Genomic DNA, 18,995 nt, shown 5'->3' with positions numbered 1-18,995 from the left:
GCCCGTGCCATGGACCTCGTCATCGCCCGCCCCGAAGGCCTGTACTGCCCGCCCGGAGATTTCTACATCGACCCCTGGCGGCCCGTGGACCGGGCTGTCATTACCCATGGCCACGGCGACCACGCACGCACCGGCAATGGCCATTATCTGACCGCCAGCCCCGGTGCCGGCATTCTGCGCAGCCGCCTGGGCCAGGACATCAATTTGCAGACCCTGCCCTACGGTGAGCGCCTGCTGCACCACGGCGTGACGTTGAGCCTGCACCCGGCCGGGCACGTGCTGGGTTCGGCACAGGTGCGCCTGGAGTATCGAGGTGAAGTCTGGGTTGCATCCGGTGACTACAAGGTAGAACCCGATGGCACCTGTACGCCCTTCGAACCGGTGGCGTGCCACACCTTCATCACCGAGTCGACCTTCGGCCTGCCGATCTACCGCTGGCCAAGCCAGAGCGAGATTTTCGCCAGCATCAATGCCTGGTGGCGGGCCAACAGTGAACAGGGCAAGGCCAGCGTGCTGTTCTGCTATGCCTTCGGAAAGGCCCAGCGGATTCTGCATGGGCTGGATGCCAGCATCGGCCCGATCCTCGTGCATGGCGCCATGGAGCCGCTCAACCGGGTGTACCGGGATGCCGGCATCCGCCTGCCGGAAACCCGCTACGCAGGCGATATTCCGCGCAACGATCCACTGCTGCGCCAGGCACTGGTCCTGGCGCCCCCGTCAGCCGGCGGCAGTAGCTGGATGCGCCGTTTTGGCGATTACAGTGATGCCTTCGCCAGCGGCTGGATGCTGCTACGCGGCGCCCGCCGGCGGCGCGGCGTGGACCGGGGCTTTGTGCTGTCCGACCACGCCGACTGGCCTGGCCTGCTCTGGGCCATTGGCCAGACCGGTGCCCAACGGGTGATGGTCACCCACGGCTCGGTCGAGGTACTGGTGCGCTACCTCACCGAACAAGGCCTGGATGCCCGCGCCTTCGTCACCGAGTATGGCGACGAAGACGATGTGCCCAACACCGCCCCCTCGCCATGAAAGCCTTCGCTACGCTGTTCCTGCGCCTGGACGCGACCACCTCCAGCAATGCCAAGCTCGAGGCACTGCGCGACTACTTCGACATGGCGCCCGCCGACGATGCTGCCTGGGCGGTGTATTTCCTGGCCGGCGGGCGCCCACGCCAGCTGGTGCCCACCCGCCTTCTACGCGAACTGGCGACGACGCTGGCTGGCCTGCCGGACTGGCTTTTCGAAGAAAGCTATCAGGCCGTGGGCGACCTGGCCGAGACCATTTCGCTGCTGCTGCCGCTGCACGCCGATGGCAACGAGGAAGGCCTGGCCACCTGGGTGGAACAGCACTTGCTGCCCCTGCGCGGGCTGACGCCTGAGCAAGTCCGCCAGCGCCTGCCGCCGCTCTGGGCCCGGTTGGACCGTGCCAGCCTGATGCTATGCCTGAAGCTGATCACTGGCAGCTTTCGCGTGGGCGTGTCAAAGCTGTTGGTCACCCGCGCCCTGGCGCAACTGGCCGGGCTGGACGCCAAACGCGTGGCCCAGCGCCTGGTCGGCTACACCGATATAGGCCATCGCCCGACTGCAGCCAGTTACCAGAGGCTGATCGCCCCAGAGTCCGCCGATGAACACAACCAGCGTGGCGGCCAGCCCTACCCATTCTTCCTGGCCCATCCGCTGCAAGTGTCCAGCGATCAGTTCGATACCCTGCTCGGGCCACCAAGCGATTGGCAAATCGAATGGAAGTGGGATGGCATTCGGGCGCAAGTGGTGAAGCGCGATGGCCAGCTGTGGGTGTGGTCACGCGGCGAAGAACTGGTTACCGAGCGTTTCCCCGAACTGCATGGTCTGGCACAGACGTTGCCCGATGGCGTGGTGCTCGACGGCGAGATCCTGGTCTGGAAACCTGGTGAAACCGAGGCTGAACTGGCCGTGCAGCCGTTTGCCTTGCTGCAACAGCGTATCGGTCGCAAAACGCTGGGCAAAAAACTGCTGAACGATGCGCCGGTGGTGCTGCAGGCCTACGACCTGCTGGAGTGGCAGGGCGAGGACTGGCGCAGCCGACCGCAACACGAACGCCGAAGCCAGCTGGAACGCCTGGTGGATGAACACCCACTTGCCCCCGTGCTGTTGTCGCCTCTGCTGCAAGGCCCGGACTGGGCCGACCTTGCCCGCCAGCGCGAACAGTCACGCAGCCTGGGCGTGGAAGGGCTGATGCTGAAGCAGCGCGAGGCCCTGTACGGCGTGGGGCGCACCAAGGACATGGGCATCTGGTGGAAGTGGAAGATCGACCCTTTCAGCGTCGATGCGGTGCTGATCTATGCCCAACGCGGCCACGGCCGCAGGGCCAGTCTTTACAGCGACTACACCTTTGCCGTATGGGATGCACCGGCAGGTTCCCCTGGTCGGGCGTTGGTGCCCTTTGCCAAGGCCTATTCAGGGCTCAGCGACGAAGAAATGCGCAAGGTCGACGCCATCATCCGCAAGACCACGGTGGAAACGTTCGGCCCGGTGCGCAGTGTCACTCCAACGTTGGTGTTCGAGGTGGGCTTCGAAGGCATCGCCCTGTCCCGGCGCCACAAAAGCGGTATTGCCGTGCGCTTTCCGCGCATGCTGCGCTGGCGGCTGGACAAGCCGGTGGAAGAAGCAGATGACCTGGCCACCTTGCAGGCACTACTGGCCTGAAAAAGTTTGCGATGCCCGACTGCTGCAGGATGAGGCGCATTCGCTGAAACTATGCTTCTATTTTTGAGCCGACCCGTGTCGCAGACCGTTTTCGCCACGCAGCCAGGACCAACATGCACCATTCAACCCACGACCTGCTCTCCCCCGTACCGGGGATCACCCGCCAACTGCACAGCTTCCACTTCGGCCCCCGCAGTGGTGGCAAAATCTATATCCAGGCCTCGCTGCACGCCGACGAACTGCCGGGCATGCTGGTAGCCTGGCACCTCAAGCGCCGCCTGGCCGAGCTGGAACAGCAAGGCCGACTGCAGCGCGAGATCATACTGGTGCCGGTGGCCAACCCGGTGGGCTTGGAGCAAGTGCTGCTGGATTCACCATTGGGGCGTTTTGAACTGCAAAGCGGCGAGAACTTCAATCGCAACTTCGTCGACCTGTCGGATAGCATCGGCGACCAGATCGAAGAACACCTCACCCAGGACCCGACGCACAACCTCGCACTGATCCGCGAATACCTGCGCCGCGGCCTGGACGCACACCCGGTCCGCACTCCCCTGCAAGCCCAGCGCCTGATACTGCAGCGCCTGGCCTGCGATGCCGATATGGTGCTGGACCTGCACTGCGACTTCGAAGCAGTCGAGCACCTGTACACCACACCCGATGCCTGGCCCCAGATCGAACCCTTGGCCCGTTACCTGGGCGCCCAGGCCAGCCTGCTGGCAACCGACTCGGGCGGGCAGTCGTTCGATGAATGTTTCAGCCTGGTCTGGTGGCAATTGCAGCAACGTTTCGGCAAACGCTTCCCGATTCCGCTGGGCTGCTGCTCGGTTACCGTGGAGCTTCGTGGCCAGGCGGATGTCAGCCATGATCTGGCCAGCAAGGACTGCCAGGCGATCCTCGACTTCCTGACCCACGCTGGTGTCATCGAAGGCACCAGCGCCCCCCTGCCCGCGCTGTTACGCCACGCCACGCCGTTGGCCGCGGTGGAACCTGTGGCAACGCCACTGGGTGGGTTGCTGGTTTACCACGCCAGACCGGGCCAGCACCTGGAGGCCGGCCAACTGATCGCCGAAGTCATCGACCCACTCAGTGACCGAGTCACCCCCCTGCGCAACAGCCAGCCGGGGCTGCTGTATGCGCGTAGCGTCCGGCGCATGGCCACCGCTGGCATGGTCATCGCCCATGTGGCCGGCGAACAGGTATGCCGCAGCGGCTACCTGTTGGCCAATTGATCCGGTAAAACCATTGCAGCCGGCAAGTGGTCTGTAGAAGCACAGCCTTCGAAGGACCGCCTGCCTCATGCCTGCTGCTACCGACCTCGCCAATGCCTGGTTTGCCAAGCGCGGCTGGAAGCCCTTCGCCTTCCAGCGGCGCGTATGGGCTGCCGTCGAACGGGGCGAGTCCGGTTTGCTGCATGCCAGTACCGGTGCCGGCAAGACCTACGCGGTCTGGCTCGCGGCGCTGCGTGCGTTCAAGCCCAGGCCCCAGGGCCGCCACTTGACCCCCATACAGGTGCTGTGGGTGACGCCCATGCGTGCCCTGGCCGCCGACACCGCACGTGCGTTGCAAGCGCCGCTTGATGAACTCCAGCTGCCTTGGAGCGTAGGGGTGCGCAGCGGCGACACCAACAGTGCCGAGCGCGCCCGACAGGCCCGGCGGCTACCCAGTGTGCTGATCACCACCCCCGAAAGCCTGACCCTGCTGCTGACCCGGGCACAGGCACGTGAGGATTTCGCCACGCTGCAACTGGTGGTGGTGGATGAATGGCACGAGCTGCTTGGCAACAAGCGCGGGGTACAACTGCAGCTGGCCTTGGCGCGCCTGCGGCATTGGCACCCGGGCCTACCGACCTGGGGCTTGTCGGCAACCCTCGGCAACCTGCAACACGCACGGGATGTCTTGCTGCCCCAGGGCGGCCTGCTGGTGCAAGGCCGGCAAGACAAGGCACTGCAAGTCGACACCCTGCTGCCAAAAGCGATCGAGCGCTTCCCTTGGGCTGGACACATGGGCCTGAAGATGCTCGACCAGGTCTGTCACGAGATCGATGCCAGTGCCAGTAGCCTGGTGTTCACCAACACCCGCGCCCAGGCAGAAATCTGGTATCAGGCCCTGCTTGAGGCCCGCCCGGACTGGGCCGGGCTGATCGCCCTGCACCACGCCTCGCTGGCCCGCGATACCCGCGACTGGGTCGAGCGCAGCCTCAAGCAAGGCAGCCTCAAGGCGGTGATCTGCACGTCCAGCCTGGACCTGGGCGTGGACTTTCTGCCCGTGGAACGGGTGCTGCAAATCGGCTCGGCCAAGGGCATCGCCCGCCTGATGCAGCGGGCGGGTCGCTCAGGACACGCGCCCGGGCGGCGCTCCAGGGTCACCCTGGTGCCCACCCATAGCCTGGAACTGGTGGAAGCGGCGGCGGCCCGGCAGGCGCTGATAGCCGGCCACATCGAAGCCCGCTTTTCACCGCGCCTGTGCATGGACGTGCTGGTACAGCATCTGGTCAGCATGGCCTTGGGCAGCGGTTTTCGCCCGGAGCAACTGCTCGCCGAAGTGCGCAGCACCTGGGCTTTTCGCCAGTTGCGCGACAGCCAATGGCAATGGGCGCTGGACTTCGTCTGCCACGGCGGCAGCTCACTGACCGCCTACCCGGACTACCAGCGCGTCGAGCGCCAGGCCGACGGTGTTTACCGGGTTACCAGCGAACGCCTGGCGCGGCGCCACCGCATGGGCATCGGCACCATCGTCAGCGATGCCAACCTGCAACTGAAATACTGGAGCAAGGGCGGCGGCGGGAAAACGCTGGGCAGTGTTGAAGAAGCGTTCATCGCCCGCCTGCGCCCCGGCGATACGCTGGTGTTTGCCGGGCGGGTACTGGAGCTGGTGCGCGTGGAAAACATGACGGCCTATGTGCGTCGCAGCACGGCGCGCAAGGCTGCGGTAGCGCGCTGGAACGGCGGGCGCATGCCGCTCTCGAGCGAACTGGCCGAGGCGCTGGTCGAGCAGCTCGATGCTGCCGCCCATGAACGCTTTGACGGGCCGGAAATGCGCGCAGTACGCCCGCTGCTTGCGCTCCAGGCGCAGTGGTCAGCCTTGCCCACCACAAGCACACTGCTGGCCGAGACCTTCAAGTCCCGCCAGGGCTGGCACTTGTTCCTGTATCCCTTTGCCGGGCGCATGGCCAACCTGGGCTTGGCCAATCTGATTGCCTGGCGGGTCAGCCGCGCACAGCCGCTGTCGGTGTCGATTGCCGTCAACGATTACGGATTCGAACTCCTCAGCCCTACCCAGGTGGACTGGGCCAGTCACCTGCCTCAAGCACTCGGCACCGCGGACCTGCTGGAAGATGTGCTGGCCAGCCTGAATGCCGGGGAAATGGCACTGCGGCGCTTTCGTGAAATTGCCCAGATTGCCGGGCTGGTGTTTGGCGGCTATCCCGCCGCGCAAAAGAGCACGCGGCAAATCCAGGCCTCCAGCGGGCTGTTCTATGAGGTGTTTCGCAAGCACGACGCGGGGAATTTGCTGCTTGGCCAGGCGCGGGATGAAGTATTGAGCGAAGAGCTGGAAATCGAACGGCTGCATCGGCAACTGCTGAAAATGAGTGAGTTGCAACTGGACCTGCAGGCGTTGAAGCGGCCAGGGCCCCTGGCGTTTGCCTTGTTGGTGGAAGGCATGCGCGAGACATTGAGCACCGAGAAGCTGGCAGACCGCATCGCGCGGATGGTGGCGGAACTGGAACAAGCGGCGGACGCGGGATGAACTACCAACCCATCGAACACTGGGGTCAGGTGCTCTGGCTGCTCGCCGACAAAGCCATCTACTGGCCCGCACGTCGCGCCCTGCTGGTGGCCGACGTGCACATCGGAAAGGCCGCCAGCTACCGCGCCCTGCATCAACCAGTGCCACGCGGAACGACTGAGGCGACACTCGACAGGCTCGATCGCCTGCTGGCCGAGCATGACTGCGAACAACTGATCATCCTGGGCGACTTTCTGCATGCCCGCACGGCCCGCGCCCCGGCAACGCTGGCCAAGGTGGAGGATTGGCGCAAGCGGCACAAAAATCTGAAAGTGGTGCTCATACGCGGCAATCATGATCGCAACGCCGGCGATCCACCTGCCTCGCTCGATATTCAGGTCGTGGACGAGCCTTGGGTTCTGGAGCCCTTTGCCCTGCAGCACGAGCCGCAGCCCCACCGCACACACCCGGTACTGGCGGGCCATGTACACCCGGTCTTCGTCCTGCGCGGCAAGGCCCGTCAGCGCTTGCGCCTGCCTTGCTTCGTGATCGATGAGCAAGTCAGCCTGCTACCTGCATTCGGTGAGTTCACCGGGGGGTGGGAAATCACCCCCGCCAGCGCCAGCCGGCTGTACCTGGCTGGCGCTGAACGCGTCTGGCCGCTTTAGCGACGCTCAGGCCACAGGGGCGGGAGGCGGCTCGTCCGGCAAGGTCGGCTCACCCGGCTCCATGGGAGGCGTCTCACCGGGTTCCGGCGGTTGCGGGGTATCGGGGTCAGGCTGATGGGGCACGCCCCCCGCCTGCATGGGCAGCGGGTGCGCCAGCAGTGACCAGGGCAACAACCCTACGTGATTGGGCTGCAGGCCTGCCAGCTTGGCACTGATTGCGGGATGGAGTTTCATTGGCTGCTCCTGACGAAAGCCGATGCACATCATGCACACCGGCGTTACTTCGTTGGAGTGCCAAAGGCGCGGGTAATTCCCCGCGCTGGTCGGCTCAGGTACGCGGCAGAGTGACGCCGCGTTGGCCCTGGTATTTGCCGCCACGGTCCTTGTACGACACTTCGCACTCTTCGTCGGACTGCAAGAACAGCATCTGCGCCACGCCTTCGTTGGCGTAGATCTTCGCCGGCAGCGTGGTGGTGTTGGAGAACTCCAACGTCACGTGGCCTTCCCATTCGGGCTCGAGCGGCGTGACGTTGACGATGATGCCGCAACGGGCGTAGGTGCTCTTGCCCAGGCAAATGGTCAGCACGTCACGAGGAATGCGGAAATATTCGACAGTGCGCGCCAGGGCGAAAGAGTTTGGCGGGATGATGCACACGTCGCTCTTGATATCGACGAAGCTGCCAGCATCGAAATTTTTCGGGTCGACGGTGGCCGAGTTGATGTTGGTGAACACCTTGAATTCGTCGGCGCAGCGTACGTCGTACCCATAGCTGGAGACGCCGAAGGAGATCACGCGGTTGTCCTGCTCGCCGCGCACCTGGCGCTCGACGAACGGCTCGATCATGCCGTGTTCCTGCGCCATGCGGCGAATCCACTTGTCCGATTTGATGCTCATGGCGGGGTGTCCTGAAGAGTTGCGAGGTGAAAATCGTGACGCGCATATTACCGGTCCCGGCGCCCAGGTTAAAGTTCCATCCCTCATCCCGCGCCGGGTGGGGGCTGCAGCCGCCGCCGATCCGAATTTGCCTAAAGCGTCTTCTGACCATTGGCAGGTTGCGGAAAGTGGGGTAAGGTGTTGCCACTGTGCTGCACGTGACACCGAGAATCTCTAGTTTGATGCACGATCCTGATCGGCCCATCGCTGAATTTTCTGCTCTCTTTGCGCTCAGTCCCGGGCAGGGTTTTTCCTGACCGTTATCAAATTGTCCAAGGAGACAGAAAAATGTCCAACCGTCAATCCGGTGTTGTTAAGTGGTTCAACGATGAGAAAGGCTACGGCTTCATCACCCCTCAGTCGGGCGACGACCTGTTCGTGCACTTCAAAGCCATCCAAGCTGACGGCTTCAAAACCCTGAAAGAAGGCCAGGCTGTTACTTTCGTCGCTACCCGCGGCCAGAAAGGCATGCAGGCTGAAGAAGTTCAGATCGCCTAAGTCGATCTAGCTTCCTAGCTTTCAAAAAAACCCGCCTTCTGGCGGGTTTTTTTATGCCTGCTCGAAATAGGCGCTGGCCTCTTCGCGGGCTCGCCCGCTCCCACAGGGACTGCACAGGCTTCAAGTACGGCGCAGTCGCTGTGTGCGGGCAAACTCGGTATAGCAGGTCAATCTTCGCTGATGGTAATGCTGGGCATTGCCGGCGCCGCAGCTTCCTGCAGCACGATCCGCGCGCCTACCTGGCGAGCCAGCTCCTGGTAAACCATGGCAATCTGGCTTTCCGGCTCGGCGATCGCCGTGGGCTTGCCGCTGTCGGCCTGCTCACGTATCAGCATCGACAACGGCAGCGACGCCAGCAGGTCGACGCCATACTGGCTGGCCAGCTTCTCGCCGCCACCTTCACCGAACAGGTGTTCGGCATGGCCGCAATTCGAGCAGATATGCACGGCCATGTTCTCGACCACGCCCAGCACCGGAATGTTGACCTTGCGGAACATTTCCACGCCCTTCTTGGCATCCAGCAGCGCCAGGTCCTGCGGCGTGGTGACGATCACCGAACCGACCACCGGTACCTTTTGTGCCAGGGTCAGCTGGATGTCACCGGTACCCGGTGGCATATCGATCACCAGGTAATCCAGGTCATCCCAGGCAGTCTGGGTGACCAGTTGCAGCAGCGCGCCAGACACCATTGGGCCACGCCATACCATCGGCGTGTTGTCGTCGGTGAGGAAGGCCATGGACATGACTTCCACGCCGTGGGCCTTGATCGGCACGAACCACTTCTGCTCGCGAATCTGTGGACGGGTGCCCTCGGCGATGCCGAACATCACCCCCTGACTGGGGCCGTAGATATCGGCATCGAGAATACCTACCCGTGCGCCTTCGCGTGCGAGGGCCAAGGCCAGGTTGGCCGCGGTGGTCGACTTGCCCACACCGCCCTTGCCCGAGGCCACGGCGATGATGTTCTTGACGTTGGCCATGGCTGGCACCTGGGCCTGGGCCTTGTGCGCGGCCACCACGCAATCGATCGAAACCTGGGCGCCAGTGACCCCCTCGAGGCTGCCAATGGCGGTCTGCAGCACCTGGGCCCAGCCGTTCTTGAACAGCCCTGCGGCATAACCCAACTGCAACTGCACGCTGACCTGCCCGCCCTGGATATCGATGGCGCGCACGCAGCCGGCGCTGACCGGGTCCTGGTTCAGGTAGGGGTCGGTGTACTGGCGAAGCACGCCTTCAACGGCGGCACGGGTGACGGCACTCATGGAGACTCCCATTGGCAAACTGAATGTAAAACAGCCGCCTATCCTAACCCGTCAATCGTCAGCAGATGCGCTTGCGGGGTGAAATATCTTCGCCAGCCCTTTATAGTGGCCGATCATCCTCATTTTTACCCCGTAGCCAGATAAGTAGCCGAGCCACCATGTCCGAGCCACGCCAGATTCTCGTCACCAGCGCCCTGCCCTATGCCAATGGATCGATCCATCTCGGCCATATGCTGGAGTACATCCAGACGGACATGTGGGTGCGCTTCCAGAAGCTGCGCGGCAACCAGTGCATCTATGTCTGCGCCGACGACGCCCACGGTTCGGCCATCATGCTGCGCGCCGAAAAGGAAGGCATCACCCCGGAACAGCTGATCGCCAACGTCCAGGCCGAGCACAGCAGCGATTTCGCCGACTTCCTGGTGGACTTCGACAACTTCCACTCCACCCACAGCGAAGAGAACCGCGAGCTGTCGAGCCTGATCTACTCACGCCTGCGTGAAGCCGGGCACATTGCCACCCGTTCGGTGACTCAGTACTTCGACCCGGAAAAAGGCATGTTCCTCGCCGACCGCTTCATCAAGGGCACCTGCCCGAAGTGCGCGGCCGAAGACCAGTACGGCGACAACTGCGAAAAATGCGGCGCCACCTACGCACCCACCGAGCTGAAGAACCCCAAGTCAGCGATCTCCGGTGCCACCCCGGTACTGCGTGATTCCCAGCATTTCTTCTTCAAGCTGCCAGACTTCCAGGCCATGCTGCAGCAGTGGACCCGAAGCGGCACCCTGCAGGACGCGGTAGCCAACAAACTGGCGGAATGGCTGGACTCCGGCCTGCAGGAGTGGGATATCTCCCGCGACGCACCGTACTTCGGCTTCGAGATCCCGGGCGAGCCTGGCAAATACTTCTACGTATGGCTGGATGCGCCAATCGGCTACATGGCCAGCTTCAAGAACCTCTGCGCACGCCGCCCGGAGCTGGACTTCGACGCCTTCTGGAACGAAGGCTCCAAGGCCGAGCTGTACCACTTCATCGGCAAGGACATCGTCAACTTCCACGCCCTGTTCTGGCCAGCCATGCTCGAAGGCGCCGGCTTCCGCAAGCCGACCGCGGTCAACGTGCACGGCTACCTGACGGTCAACGGCGCCAAGATGTCCAAGTCGCGCGGCACCTTCATCAAGGCCCGCACCTACCTGGACCACCTGCAGCCGGAATACCTGCGTTACTACTATGCGGCCAAGCTGGGCCGTGGCGTCGACGACCTGGACCTGAACCTGGAAGACTTCGTGCAGAAGGTCAACTCCGACCTGGTCGGCAAGGTCGTCAACATTGCAAGCCGCTGCGCCGGTTTCATCCACAAGGGCAACGAAGGTGTGATGGTAAGCGGTGATGCCGCGCCTGAGCTGACCGAAGCCTTCCTGGCTGCCGCACCTTCCATCGCCGAAGCCTATGAGGCCCGTGATTTTGGCCGCGCCATGCGCGAAATCATGGCACTGGCCGACCGCGCCAACGCCTGGATCGCCGACAAGGCACCGTGGTCACTGGCCAAGCAGGAAGGCAAACAGGATGAAGTCCAGGCCATCTGCGCCCAAGGCATCAACCTGTTCCGCCAGCTGGTGATCTTCCTCAAACCGGTGCTGCCGGTGCTGGCCGCTGACGCCGAGGCTTTCCTCAACGTGGCCCCGCTGACCTGGAACGACCACCTGACACGCCTGGAAAACCACGCGCTTAACCCGTTCAAGGCCTTGATGAGCCGTATCGAGCCGGCCAAGGTCGAAGCCATGGTCGCTGCCAGCAAGGAAGACCTGCTGGCTGCCGAAGCCAAGGCCCCGGCGGGCAATGGCGAGCTGGCCAAGGACCCGCTGTCGGCAGAGATCGAGTTCGATACCTTCGCTGCCGTCGACCTGCGTGTGGCGCTGATCGTCAAGGCTGAAGCCGTGGCGGGTGCCGACAAGTTGCTGCAACTGACCCTGGACATTGGTGACGAGCGCCGCAACGTGTTCTCCGGCATCAAGTCAGCCTACCCAGACCCGTCCAAGCTGGAAGGCCGCCTGACCATGATGGTAGCCAACCTCAAACCCCGGAAGATGCGCTTTGGCGTGTCCGAAGGCATGGTCATGGCTGCCGGCCCTGGCGGTGAAGAAATCTACCTGCTGAGCCCGGACAGCGGCGCCAAGCCAGGCCAGCGCATCAAGTAACCGCCCTGCGGGCCATTGTGGGAGCGGCCTGCCCGCTCCCACAATTACGCAGGCCCTTCATGTCAAACCCGGACAATCGCACCGATTCCCGGCTATCGTCATCTCATGAATGACTACATCCTGGTCCTGATCAGCGCCGCACTGATCAATCACCTGTGCCTGCTCCGACAGCCACTCTCCGGGCTGCAACTGCAGGTGCACGGCCTGGCCTGCGCCCTGTGCATCGCCCTGGGCGTAATCGGCGCGCAGCTGCTGGTGCACGCGGTACTTGCCCCGTTGCACATCCACGATCTTGCCCTGTTTCTGCTATTGCCCTGGCTGGCTTTGCTCGCCTGGGGCCTGCCCTGGCTTTTGGCCAAGTGGCGCCCGGCCTGGCCTGTAGTGGGGTTGCCAGCGCTGCTGTTGAGCAATGCAGCAGCGCTTGGGCTGGCCCTGCAGCAGACAAGCGACGACAGCACCTGGCCAACCATGCTGCTCCAAGGCTTGCTGACGGGTGGCGGCTTCTGGCTGGCACTGATGGTGTTCGCCGACCTGCGCCAGCGCAGCGCCCACGCCGATATCCCCAACGCACTGCGCGGCCTGCCCATCGAGTTGATCGGTGCCGGGGTGATGGCCATGGCGTTTTCCGGTTTCAACGGAATGTTTGGCCAATGAGCAGTCCCGATCCGCGCCTACGCACCAGCATGGGCCTGGTCTTGCTCGCTTGCACGCCTGGGCTGCTGGCGCTGTTGTGGCTGCATGGCTGGGGCATGATGCTGAACCTGTTGCTGTGCGCCAGTGCCGCGCTGCTGTGCGAGGCATCGCTGCTGGCACTGCGCAGCCAATCACTGAGCCAGGCGCTCAACGACGGCAGCGCACTGGTGACCGCCGTACTGCTGGCGGCCGCCCTGCCCACCTTGGCGCCATGGTGGCTGCCGGTCATCGCGGCAAGTGTCGCGATCGGTATCGGCAAGCAGGCCTACGGTGGGGTCGGGCGAAATCTGTTCAATCCAGCCATGGTGGGCTATGCCTTCGTGCTGCTCAGCTTCCCGTTGCAGATGAACCATTGGCCTGGGCAGGCCCCAGGCCTGCTCGACAGCGTGCAGCAGGTGTTCGCTGGGGGCGAACAGATCGATGCCTGGGCCCGTCCGACATTGCTCGACGGCTTGCGCCACAACCGCAGCCTGACCATCGACGAGCTGTTTGCCAGCCATCCGGGCTTTGGCAACATTGGCGGGGCAGGCAGCGAATGGGTCAACCTGGCATTCCTGCTTGGTGGCCTGTTCTTGTTACAGCGCAAGGTGATCAGTTGGCATGCACCGGCAGGTTTGCTGGCGGGGCTATTGGTATTCAGCTTGTTGGGCTGGAACGGTTCGGGGTCGGACTCCAATGGCTCGCCTCTGCTGCACCTGTTTTCCGGCTCGACCATGCTGGCAGCCTTCTTCATTGCGACCGAGCCAGTGTCCGGCCCCAGAGACGACTGGGCCAAGCTGTGCTTCGGCGTGGGAACAGGGGTGCTCATCTACCTGATTCGTACCTGGGGCAGCTATCCGGACGGCACCGCGTTCGCCATCCTGCTGATGAACCTTTTCGCACCGGCACTCGAGCGCATGGCTGCGCAGCGTCAGCAGGCAGCCCGATGAAGCGCGGGGTTCGGGATGTGGGCCTGTTGCTGCTGACGGGAGTATTGGCAGTGTCTGCCACCCTGGCCTGGCGGCAGTGGACCGGTCCGGCCATCGCCGGCGCTGAAAAGCAGCTGCAAAGCCGCCAGCGACTGGCCGTGCTGCCCGACGGTAGCTATGACAACCAGCCCCTGGAAAGCCCGCTGCCAAGGCCCGCCGCACAGAGGCCCAACAGCCGTATCCTGACAGCTTACCGTGCCACTGTGGCAGGTAAGCCAAGCGCCATTATCCTGATCACACAGGCCCAGGGGTATGCCGGGCCGATCGTGCTGAGCGTCGCCATCGCCACGGACGGCCGGCTGATCGGCAGCCAGGTTGTCGAACAACAGGAAAGCCCCGGGCTGGGCGATCGCCTGGGGGATCCGCGATTGCACTGGCTGAGTCAGTTCAACAACCGCGATCAGGGCGATCACTGGGCGCTGAAGCGGGACCAGGGTGACTTTGACCAATTGGCCGGCGCAACCGTGACCTCGCGCGCGGTGATCGCCGCATTGCAGGATGCGCTGAGCTATTTCGACGAGCAGCGTAGTGTATTGCTGGAGGGCGCCACCCATGAATAGGTTCTGCCTGCTGGCCATGAGCCTGGCGCCACTGCTGGGTGCCACCCGAACGCTGGCTGAAGGCGCGGCCATCGGCCTGTGCGCAGTACTGATGGGGGGGCTGCACCAACTGTTGCTGGCGCCACTGCGTAAACACGTGGCCAGCTGGGCCTATGTACTGGCTAGCCTGCTGCTGCTGGCAGCCTTGGCCAGTTGCCTGCAGTTGGCCCTGCGGGCCTGGCTGCTACCGCTGGCCATTGCCCTGGGCCACTATCCCGCATTGCTGTGTATGCAATGCCTGGCCAGTGACCACCTGCTACCTGACCAACGCCGCTGGCGCCTGCTCGCAAGGCACCTCGGCGCTGTCTTTGCCATTTGCCTGCTGCTGGGCGCCAGCCGCCAATGGCTGGCTGACCATGCCGAGCTGCACCTGGCCAGCCTCGCACCCGGTGCGCTACTGCTGCTGGGTCTGCTGTTGGCCTTGTACAATCGCCTGCTTCCGGACCCTGCCCACCCACCTCGTCAAGGAAAGCCCTGATTTCATGAATGCCGCCAAACGCCTGGAGATTTTTCGCAGGCTGCACGAAGACAACCCCGACCCAAAGACCGAACTGGCCTACACGACCCCGTTTGAACTGCTGGTCGCCGTGACACTGTCCGCGCAATCCACCGACGTCGGCGTCAACAAGGCCACTGCCCGCCTGTTCCCCGTCGCCAACACCCCCGAGGCCATCTATGCCCTGGGCGTTGAAGGCCTCAGCGAATACATCAAGACCATCGGGCTTTACAACAGCAAGGCCAAGAATGTCATAGAAACGTGTCGGCTACTGATCGAGCGCCACGACAGCCAGGTACCGCAAACCCGCGAAGCGCTGGAGGCGCTACCCGGCGTCGGCCGCAAAACCGCCAACGTGGTGCTAAACACGGCGTTTCGCCAACCGGCCATGGCCGTGGATACCCATATCTTCCGGGTGAGTAACCGCACAGGCATCGCGCCAGGCAAAACGGTGCTGGAAGTGGAAAAGAAACTGCTCAAGTTTGTACCCAAGGACTACCTGCTCGACGCCCACCACTGGCTGATCCTGCACGGGCGCTACGTGTGCCAGGCGCGCAAGCCAAGGTGCGGCAGCTGCAGGATCGAAGATTTGTGCGAGTACAAGCACAAAACCTCCGACGATTGAGCCGATAGCCAAAAACCACTCACATCGATTGAAAAAATCTTTTTTACCAGCGTCTGCTTTCTGGTTATAAGGACGGCCAATGGCCCCTTGGCTTGGAGCGACTCATGAGTACCGATAAAGACGACCTGTCGATCGATGATGATTTTGTTGCCGCAGACGATGACGCGGAGCCACAGGTTGAAATCGCAAAGACCAACCTGAGCAAACGTCGCACCATCGACAACATGCTGGAAGAACGGCGCCTGCAAAAGCAGTTGGCCGATTTCGATTACGACCTGTAGTGCGGGTCCCGTAGTCATGGACCGATAGCCTTGGCAAAGCCTCCTGGCTGGAGGCTTCAAGGCTTGGCGATCAGTTCAGACCTTGCCGTTGCGCCAGCTCGATCAGGTCAACCAGTGACCGTGCATTGAGTTTTAGCAACAGCCGCGACTTGTAGGTACTGACCGTCTTGTTACTGAGGTACATGCTGTCGGCAATCTCCTTGTTCGAACGCCCTCGCGCCAGTTGTTGCAGCACCGTCATTTCTCGGGCAGAAAGGCGATTCACCATATCCGTCTCGCTGCCCGCCCCCCTGCCACGTGACGCATGCAAGGCCTGGTTGGGGAAGTAGCTGTAACCCGACAACACAGCCTTGATAGCGCTGAGCAGTTCGGTAAGCTCCTGCTGCTTGCACACGTAACCCGCCGCCCCTGCCTGCATGCAGCGCATCGAAAAGTTGCCGGGGGCCTGTGACGTCAGCACCAGTACCTTGCTACCCGGGCTGAATGTCGCCATGCGGGCAATCACCTCCAGGCCATCCAGTTTCGGGATACCGATATCCAGCACCACAATATCCGGCAGGTGTTGCCGTGTCAGCTGCAACGCAGCTACCCCATTGTCAGTCTCCGCCACAACGTCATACCCATGCCGCTCCATCAGCATGCGTACGGCCAGGCGTATGACCGGATGATCATCCACGATAAGCACTTTATTCATGCGATATCCATACATTGTTGTTGCTTTGGCACGCCACGATAACCGACAGGACGCTTGCTGGCGCGGCGATTTACCAGCGAAAGCCATGGACAGACAAAGCCTACAGAACTTACAGAAACTTCCTACACACAATGACTATGGTTGTAACAAATAAATTACTTATTACCGAAAAAAAGGTACCACCCACTGACATAAACGTACCAGTTGAATACTGATCTTCAGCAAAGGAAAACTTCCGACTCAAACACGTCGAAAAAGCAACACAACGAGGTTCTCTGACGATCATTCCTCCCCCGGGAAACAATCCAGCCTTTAGTTGAGTACAGCAGTAAGGTAAAGATGGACAAAACCGCTGGAGACGGCCTATATGACCCAAGCACAACCTGTCGCCCCGCTGACGATCATTGCCATCTTCGCGGGGATCATCGAAGCCTCCGCCCTTGCCACACTGCCATTTCTCGGCGAGTCCAGCCAAAAGCTCTACACCTGGTTCCTGGTAGGCTTTCCATTCTTTCTGACGGCACTGTTTTTTCTGACACTCAACTTCAATTACAAGTCGTTCTATAGCCCGCTTCCCAACAACACAGCACACGACAACACGCCAGCACTGAGCAGTGTGGCCACACCCGCAATTGCCAATGATGCCCCCGAGGCGGTACAGGGCGAACCTGTCACTTTCATGTTCTCCGGCCCCGACGCCTGTCGCATGATGGAACAACAACTCTTGCACGCACTTGCCCAACCGCCCGAGCCAGCGCGCGTCTGGCGCTTTTGTAATCTGGACAGACGTCAATGTGCGCAGCTTTCGATCAGCGCACTCGAGGGCGATGATGTGAGCCATCGAAGTTGAACGACCCGCCTTTGCGCGGGCATAAAAAAACCCCGGACCGAGCCGGGGTTTTCGCACACACCAGCAATCAGAGCAGCGAACGGCCCTTGTTGGCGGCAATGCGCATACGCAGTGCATTGAGCTTGATGAAGCCAGCAGCATCTGCCTGGTTGTAGGCACCACCATCTTCTTCAAAGGTGGCGATGTTGGCATCGAACAGCGAATCGTCCGACTTGCGGCCAACCACGGTCACATTGCCCTTGTACAGTTTCAGGCGCACCACACCATTCACGTTGACCTGCGAAGCATCGATCATCTGTTGCAGCATCAGACGCTCCGGGCTCCACCAGTAGCCGGTGTAGATCAGGCTGGCATACTTTGGCATCAGCTCATCTTTCAGGTGAGCGACTTCGCGGTCCAGGGTGATCGACTCGATGGCACGGTGTGCCTTGAGCATGATGGTACCGCCAGGCGTTTCGTAGCAACCGCGCGACTTCATGCCGACGTAACGGTTTTCGACGATGTCCAGACGGCCGATGCCGTTGGCACCACCGATACGGTTCAGGTCTGCCAGGACGGTGGCCGGGGATTTCTCGACGCCGTCGATGGCAACGATGTCACCATTGCGGTAGGTCAGCTCGATGTAGGTAGCCTGGTCCGGGGCGTTCTCAGGCGAGACACTCCAGCGCCACATGTCTTCTTCGTGCTCGGTCCAGGTATCTTCCAGGACACCGCCTTCATAGGAGATGTGCAGCAGGTTGGCGTCCATCGAGTACGGCGACTTCTTCTTGCCGTGGCGCTCGATCGGGATGCCGTGCTTCTCGGCGTAGTCCATCAGCTTTTCGCGGGACAGCAGGTCCCACTCGCGCCATGGAGCGATGACCTTGACGCCTGGCTTCAGGGCATAGGCACCCAGCTCGAAGCGCACCTGGTCGTTACCCTTGCCGGTGGCGCCATGGGAAATGGCGTCAGCGCCGGTTTCGTTGGCGATTTCGATCAGGCGCTTGGCGATCAGCGGACGGGCGATGGAAGTACCCAGCAGGTACTCGCCTTCGTAGACGGTGTTGGCGCGGAACATCGGGAACACGAAATCACGCACGAATTCTTCGCGCAGGTCGTCGATGTAGATCTCTTTAACGCCCATTGCCTGGGCCTTGGCACGGGCCGGTTCGACCTCTTCGCCCTGCCCCAGGTCAGCGGTGAAGGTCACCACTTCGCAGTTGTAGGTATCCTGCAGCCACTTGAGAATCACCGAAGTATCAAGGCCGCCGGAATACGCCAGTACGACCTTTTTTACGTCCGCCATGCCATCACTCCACGGGGTTGTACGGAAAGGGATCGATTCTACCGGCGTTGCGGATAAATTTACAGTGGGGCGACAGCTTCTGACGACAAAGCGACAGGAACTTTCGTAGGGGCGACGGGCGGTCGGTTGAGGGATGTGGCATGAGGACCTTGGAGGGGCGTCGCGCCGCAGCGTGCATGCCTTGAGGAGTTCAGCGCCTGTGAGATCGAGCGCCGCCAGGTGGCCGCCTCAAGACATTCTGCGCCTGTGAGATCGAGCGCCACCAGGTGTCCGCCTCGACGCATTCTGCGCCTGTGAGATCGAGTGCCTCAGGTGTCCGCCTCGACGCATTCTGCGCCTGTGAGACCGAGCGCCGCCCGCGCGGCGCTTCGCGGGTAAACCCGCTCCTTGTATGTTGTCCTTAGCCTGGCGGGAGAGGTTATTCTCGTCAGGCTGAAGAAGCACTTCCGGGGAGGCCGATCGCTCCTAAAGGCAGGGATTACCCCTGACCTTGTACGTAGAGAGGCCCCCCGCCTCATTGCCCACTGCGAAGAGTAT

The 18,995-nt window shown here is 62.3% G+C and carries 19 protein-coding genes; 14 read left to right on the top strand and 5 right to left on the bottom strand.

Annotated features, from left to right (window positions below; all coding sequences use genetic code 11):
• Positions 1-9: 9 nt before the first annotated feature.
• The 5 genes from ACI7M0_RS05750 (at position 10) to pdeM (ending at position 7,075) form a co-directional block, all read left to right on the top strand.
• Positions 10-1,026 carry a ligase-associated DNA damage response exonuclease gene (locus tag ACI7M0_RS05750; protein WP_020191305.1) on the top strand — a complete coding sequence of 339 codons (1,017 nt, stop codon included), beginning with the start codon at positions 10-12 and terminating at the stop codon, positions 1,024-1,026.
• A complete protein-coding gene (locus ACI7M0_RS05745) occupies positions 1,023-2,681 on the top strand; it encodes an ATP-dependent DNA ligase (RefSeq protein ID WP_129932470.1) in 1,659 nt (552 codons plus the stop codon). The genes ACI7M0_RS05750 and ACI7M0_RS05745 overlap by 4 nt, the downstream gene beginning before the upstream one ends.
• Positions 2,682-2,794: 113 nt before the next feature.
• A complete protein-coding gene (locus ACI7M0_RS05740; RefSeq protein ID WP_129932471.1) occupies positions 2,795-3,910 on the top strand; it encodes a succinylglutamate desuccinylase/aspartoacylase family protein in 1,116 nt (371 codons plus the stop codon).
• A 67-nt stretch (positions 3,911-3,977) separates the two neighbouring features.
• On the top strand, positions 3,978-6,428 hold the full coding sequence (locus ACI7M0_RS05735; protein WP_129932472.1) for a ligase-associated DNA damage response DEXH box helicase: 2,451 nt from the start codon (positions 3,978-3,980) through the stop codon (positions 6,426-6,428).
• Positions 6,425-7,075: a ligase-associated DNA damage response endonuclease PdeM gene (gene pdeM / locus ACI7M0_RS05730; RefSeq protein ID WP_129932473.1), complete on the top strand. Its 651-nt coding sequence runs from the start codon at positions 6,425-6,427 to the stop codon at positions 7,073-7,075. The genes ACI7M0_RS05735 and pdeM overlap by 4 nt, the downstream gene beginning before the upstream one ends.
• Before the next feature lie 6 nt (positions 7,076-7,081).
• Here pdeM and ACI7M0_RS05725 read toward each other — a convergent pair whose 3' ends face one another.
• Both ACI7M0_RS05725 and dcd read right to left on the bottom strand, forming a co-directional pair.
• A complete protein-coding gene (locus ACI7M0_RS05725) occupies positions 7,082-7,309 on the bottom strand; it encodes a hypothetical protein (protein ID WP_003254918.1) in 228 nt (75 codons plus the stop codon).
• Between the two features lie 94 nt (positions 7,310-7,403).
• On the bottom strand, positions 7,404-7,970 hold the full coding sequence (gene dcd / locus ACI7M0_RS05720; protein ID WP_003254920.1) for a dCTP deaminase: 567 nt from the start codon (positions 7,968-7,970) through the stop codon (positions 7,404-7,406).
• A gap of 327 nt (positions 7,971-8,297) precedes the next feature.
• Here dcd and ACI7M0_RS05715 point away from each other — a divergent pair, with 327 nt between their 5' ends.
• Positions 8,298-8,507, top strand: coding sequence for a cold-shock protein (locus ACI7M0_RS05715; protein WP_003254922.1), 210 nt, complete (start codon positions 8,298-8,300; stop codon positions 8,505-8,507).
• Between the two features lie 167 nt (positions 8,508-8,674).
• Here ACI7M0_RS05715 and apbC read toward each other — a convergent pair whose 3' ends face one another.
• On the bottom strand, positions 8,675-9,769 hold the full coding sequence (apbC, locus tag ACI7M0_RS05710) for an iron-sulfur cluster carrier protein ApbC (RefSeq protein ID WP_003254924.1): 1,095 nt from the start codon (positions 9,767-9,769) through the stop codon (positions 8,675-8,677).
• A gap of 158 nt (positions 9,770-9,927) precedes the next feature.
• Here apbC and metG point away from each other — a divergent pair, with 158 nt between their 5' ends.
• The 7 genes from metG (at position 9,928) to ACI7M0_RS05675 (ending at position 15,629) form a co-directional block, all read left to right on the top strand.
• Complete coding sequence (metG, locus tag ACI7M0_RS05705) at positions 9,928-11,967, top strand: methionine--tRNA ligase (protein WP_003254925.1); 2,040 nt, start codon at positions 9,928-9,930, stop codon at positions 11,965-11,967.
• 105 nt (positions 11,968-12,072) lie between these two features.
• Complete coding sequence (locus ACI7M0_RS05700) at positions 12,073-12,621, top strand: Rnf-Nqr domain containing protein (RefSeq protein WP_129932474.1); 549 nt, start codon at positions 12,073-12,075, stop codon at positions 12,619-12,621.
• Positions 12,618-13,589, top strand: a complete 972-nt coding sequence (locus ACI7M0_RS05695; RefSeq protein WP_129932475.1) for an RnfABCDGE type electron transport complex subunit D — start codon at positions 12,618-12,620, stop codon at positions 13,587-13,589. Before ACI7M0_RS05700 ends, ACI7M0_RS05695 begins: the two co-directional genes overlap by 4 nt.
• Complete coding sequence (locus tag ACI7M0_RS05690) at positions 13,586-14,188, top strand: RnfABCDGE type electron transport complex subunit G (protein ID WP_129932476.1); 603 nt, start codon at positions 13,586-13,588, stop codon at positions 14,186-14,188. Before ACI7M0_RS05695 ends, ACI7M0_RS05690 begins: the two co-directional genes overlap by 4 nt.
• The gene (locus tag ACI7M0_RS05685; protein ID WP_129932477.1) at positions 14,181-14,705 is read left to right on the top strand and encodes an Rnf-Nqr domain containing protein; all 525 of its coding nucleotides are present in this window, start codon (positions 14,181-14,183) and stop codon (positions 14,703-14,705) included. Before ACI7M0_RS05690 ends, ACI7M0_RS05685 begins: the two co-directional genes overlap by 8 nt.
• A 4-nt stretch (positions 14,706-14,709) precedes the next feature.
• Positions 14,710-15,348, top strand: a complete 639-nt coding sequence (gene nth, locus ACI7M0_RS05680) for an endonuclease III (protein ID WP_020193232.1) — start codon at positions 14,710-14,712, stop codon at positions 15,346-15,348.
• A gap of 104 nt (positions 15,349-15,452) precedes the next feature.
• On the top strand, positions 15,453-15,629 hold the full coding sequence (locus tag ACI7M0_RS05675; protein WP_010952256.1) for a PA3496 family putative envelope integrity protein: 177 nt from the start codon (positions 15,453-15,455) through the stop codon (positions 15,627-15,629).
• Between the two features lie 70 nt (positions 15,630-15,699).
• Here the strand turns inward: ACI7M0_RS05675 and ACI7M0_RS05670 are convergent, their stop codons facing one another.
• The gene (locus ACI7M0_RS05670; protein WP_003254939.1) at positions 15,700-16,323 is read right to left on the bottom strand and encodes a response regulator transcription factor; all 624 of its coding nucleotides are present in this window, start codon (positions 16,321-16,323) and stop codon (positions 15,700-15,702) included.
• Positions 16,324-16,690: 367 nt separating this feature from the next.
• Here ACI7M0_RS05670 and ACI7M0_RS05665 point away from each other — a divergent pair, with 367 nt between their 5' ends.
• Positions 16,691-17,173 (top strand): hypothetical protein, encoded by a 483-nt coding sequence (locus ACI7M0_RS05665; RefSeq protein ID WP_064492967.1) that lies wholly within the window; start codon positions 16,691-16,693, stop codon positions 17,171-17,173.
• A 67-nt stretch (positions 17,174-17,240) separates the two neighbouring features.
• On the opposite strand, the gene ACI7M0_RS05660 is transcribed toward ACI7M0_RS05665, so the two are convergent.
• On the bottom strand, positions 17,241-18,458 hold the full coding sequence (locus ACI7M0_RS05660) for an argininosuccinate synthase (RefSeq protein ID WP_003254941.1): 1,218 nt from the start codon (positions 18,456-18,458) through the stop codon (positions 17,241-17,243).
• Positions 18,459-18,995 lie beyond the last annotated feature (537 nt).

Origin of the sequence: Pseudomonas sp. 10(2024) (genome assembly GCF_045164175.1) — a bacterium.
Lineage (GTDB): Bacteria > Pseudomonadota > Gammaproteobacteria > Pseudomonadales > Pseudomonadaceae > Aquipseudomonas > Aquipseudomonas alloputida.
The sequence above is the reverse complement of the archived record's forward strand: the minus strand, read 5'-3'. Positions and strand labels throughout refer to the sequence as shown.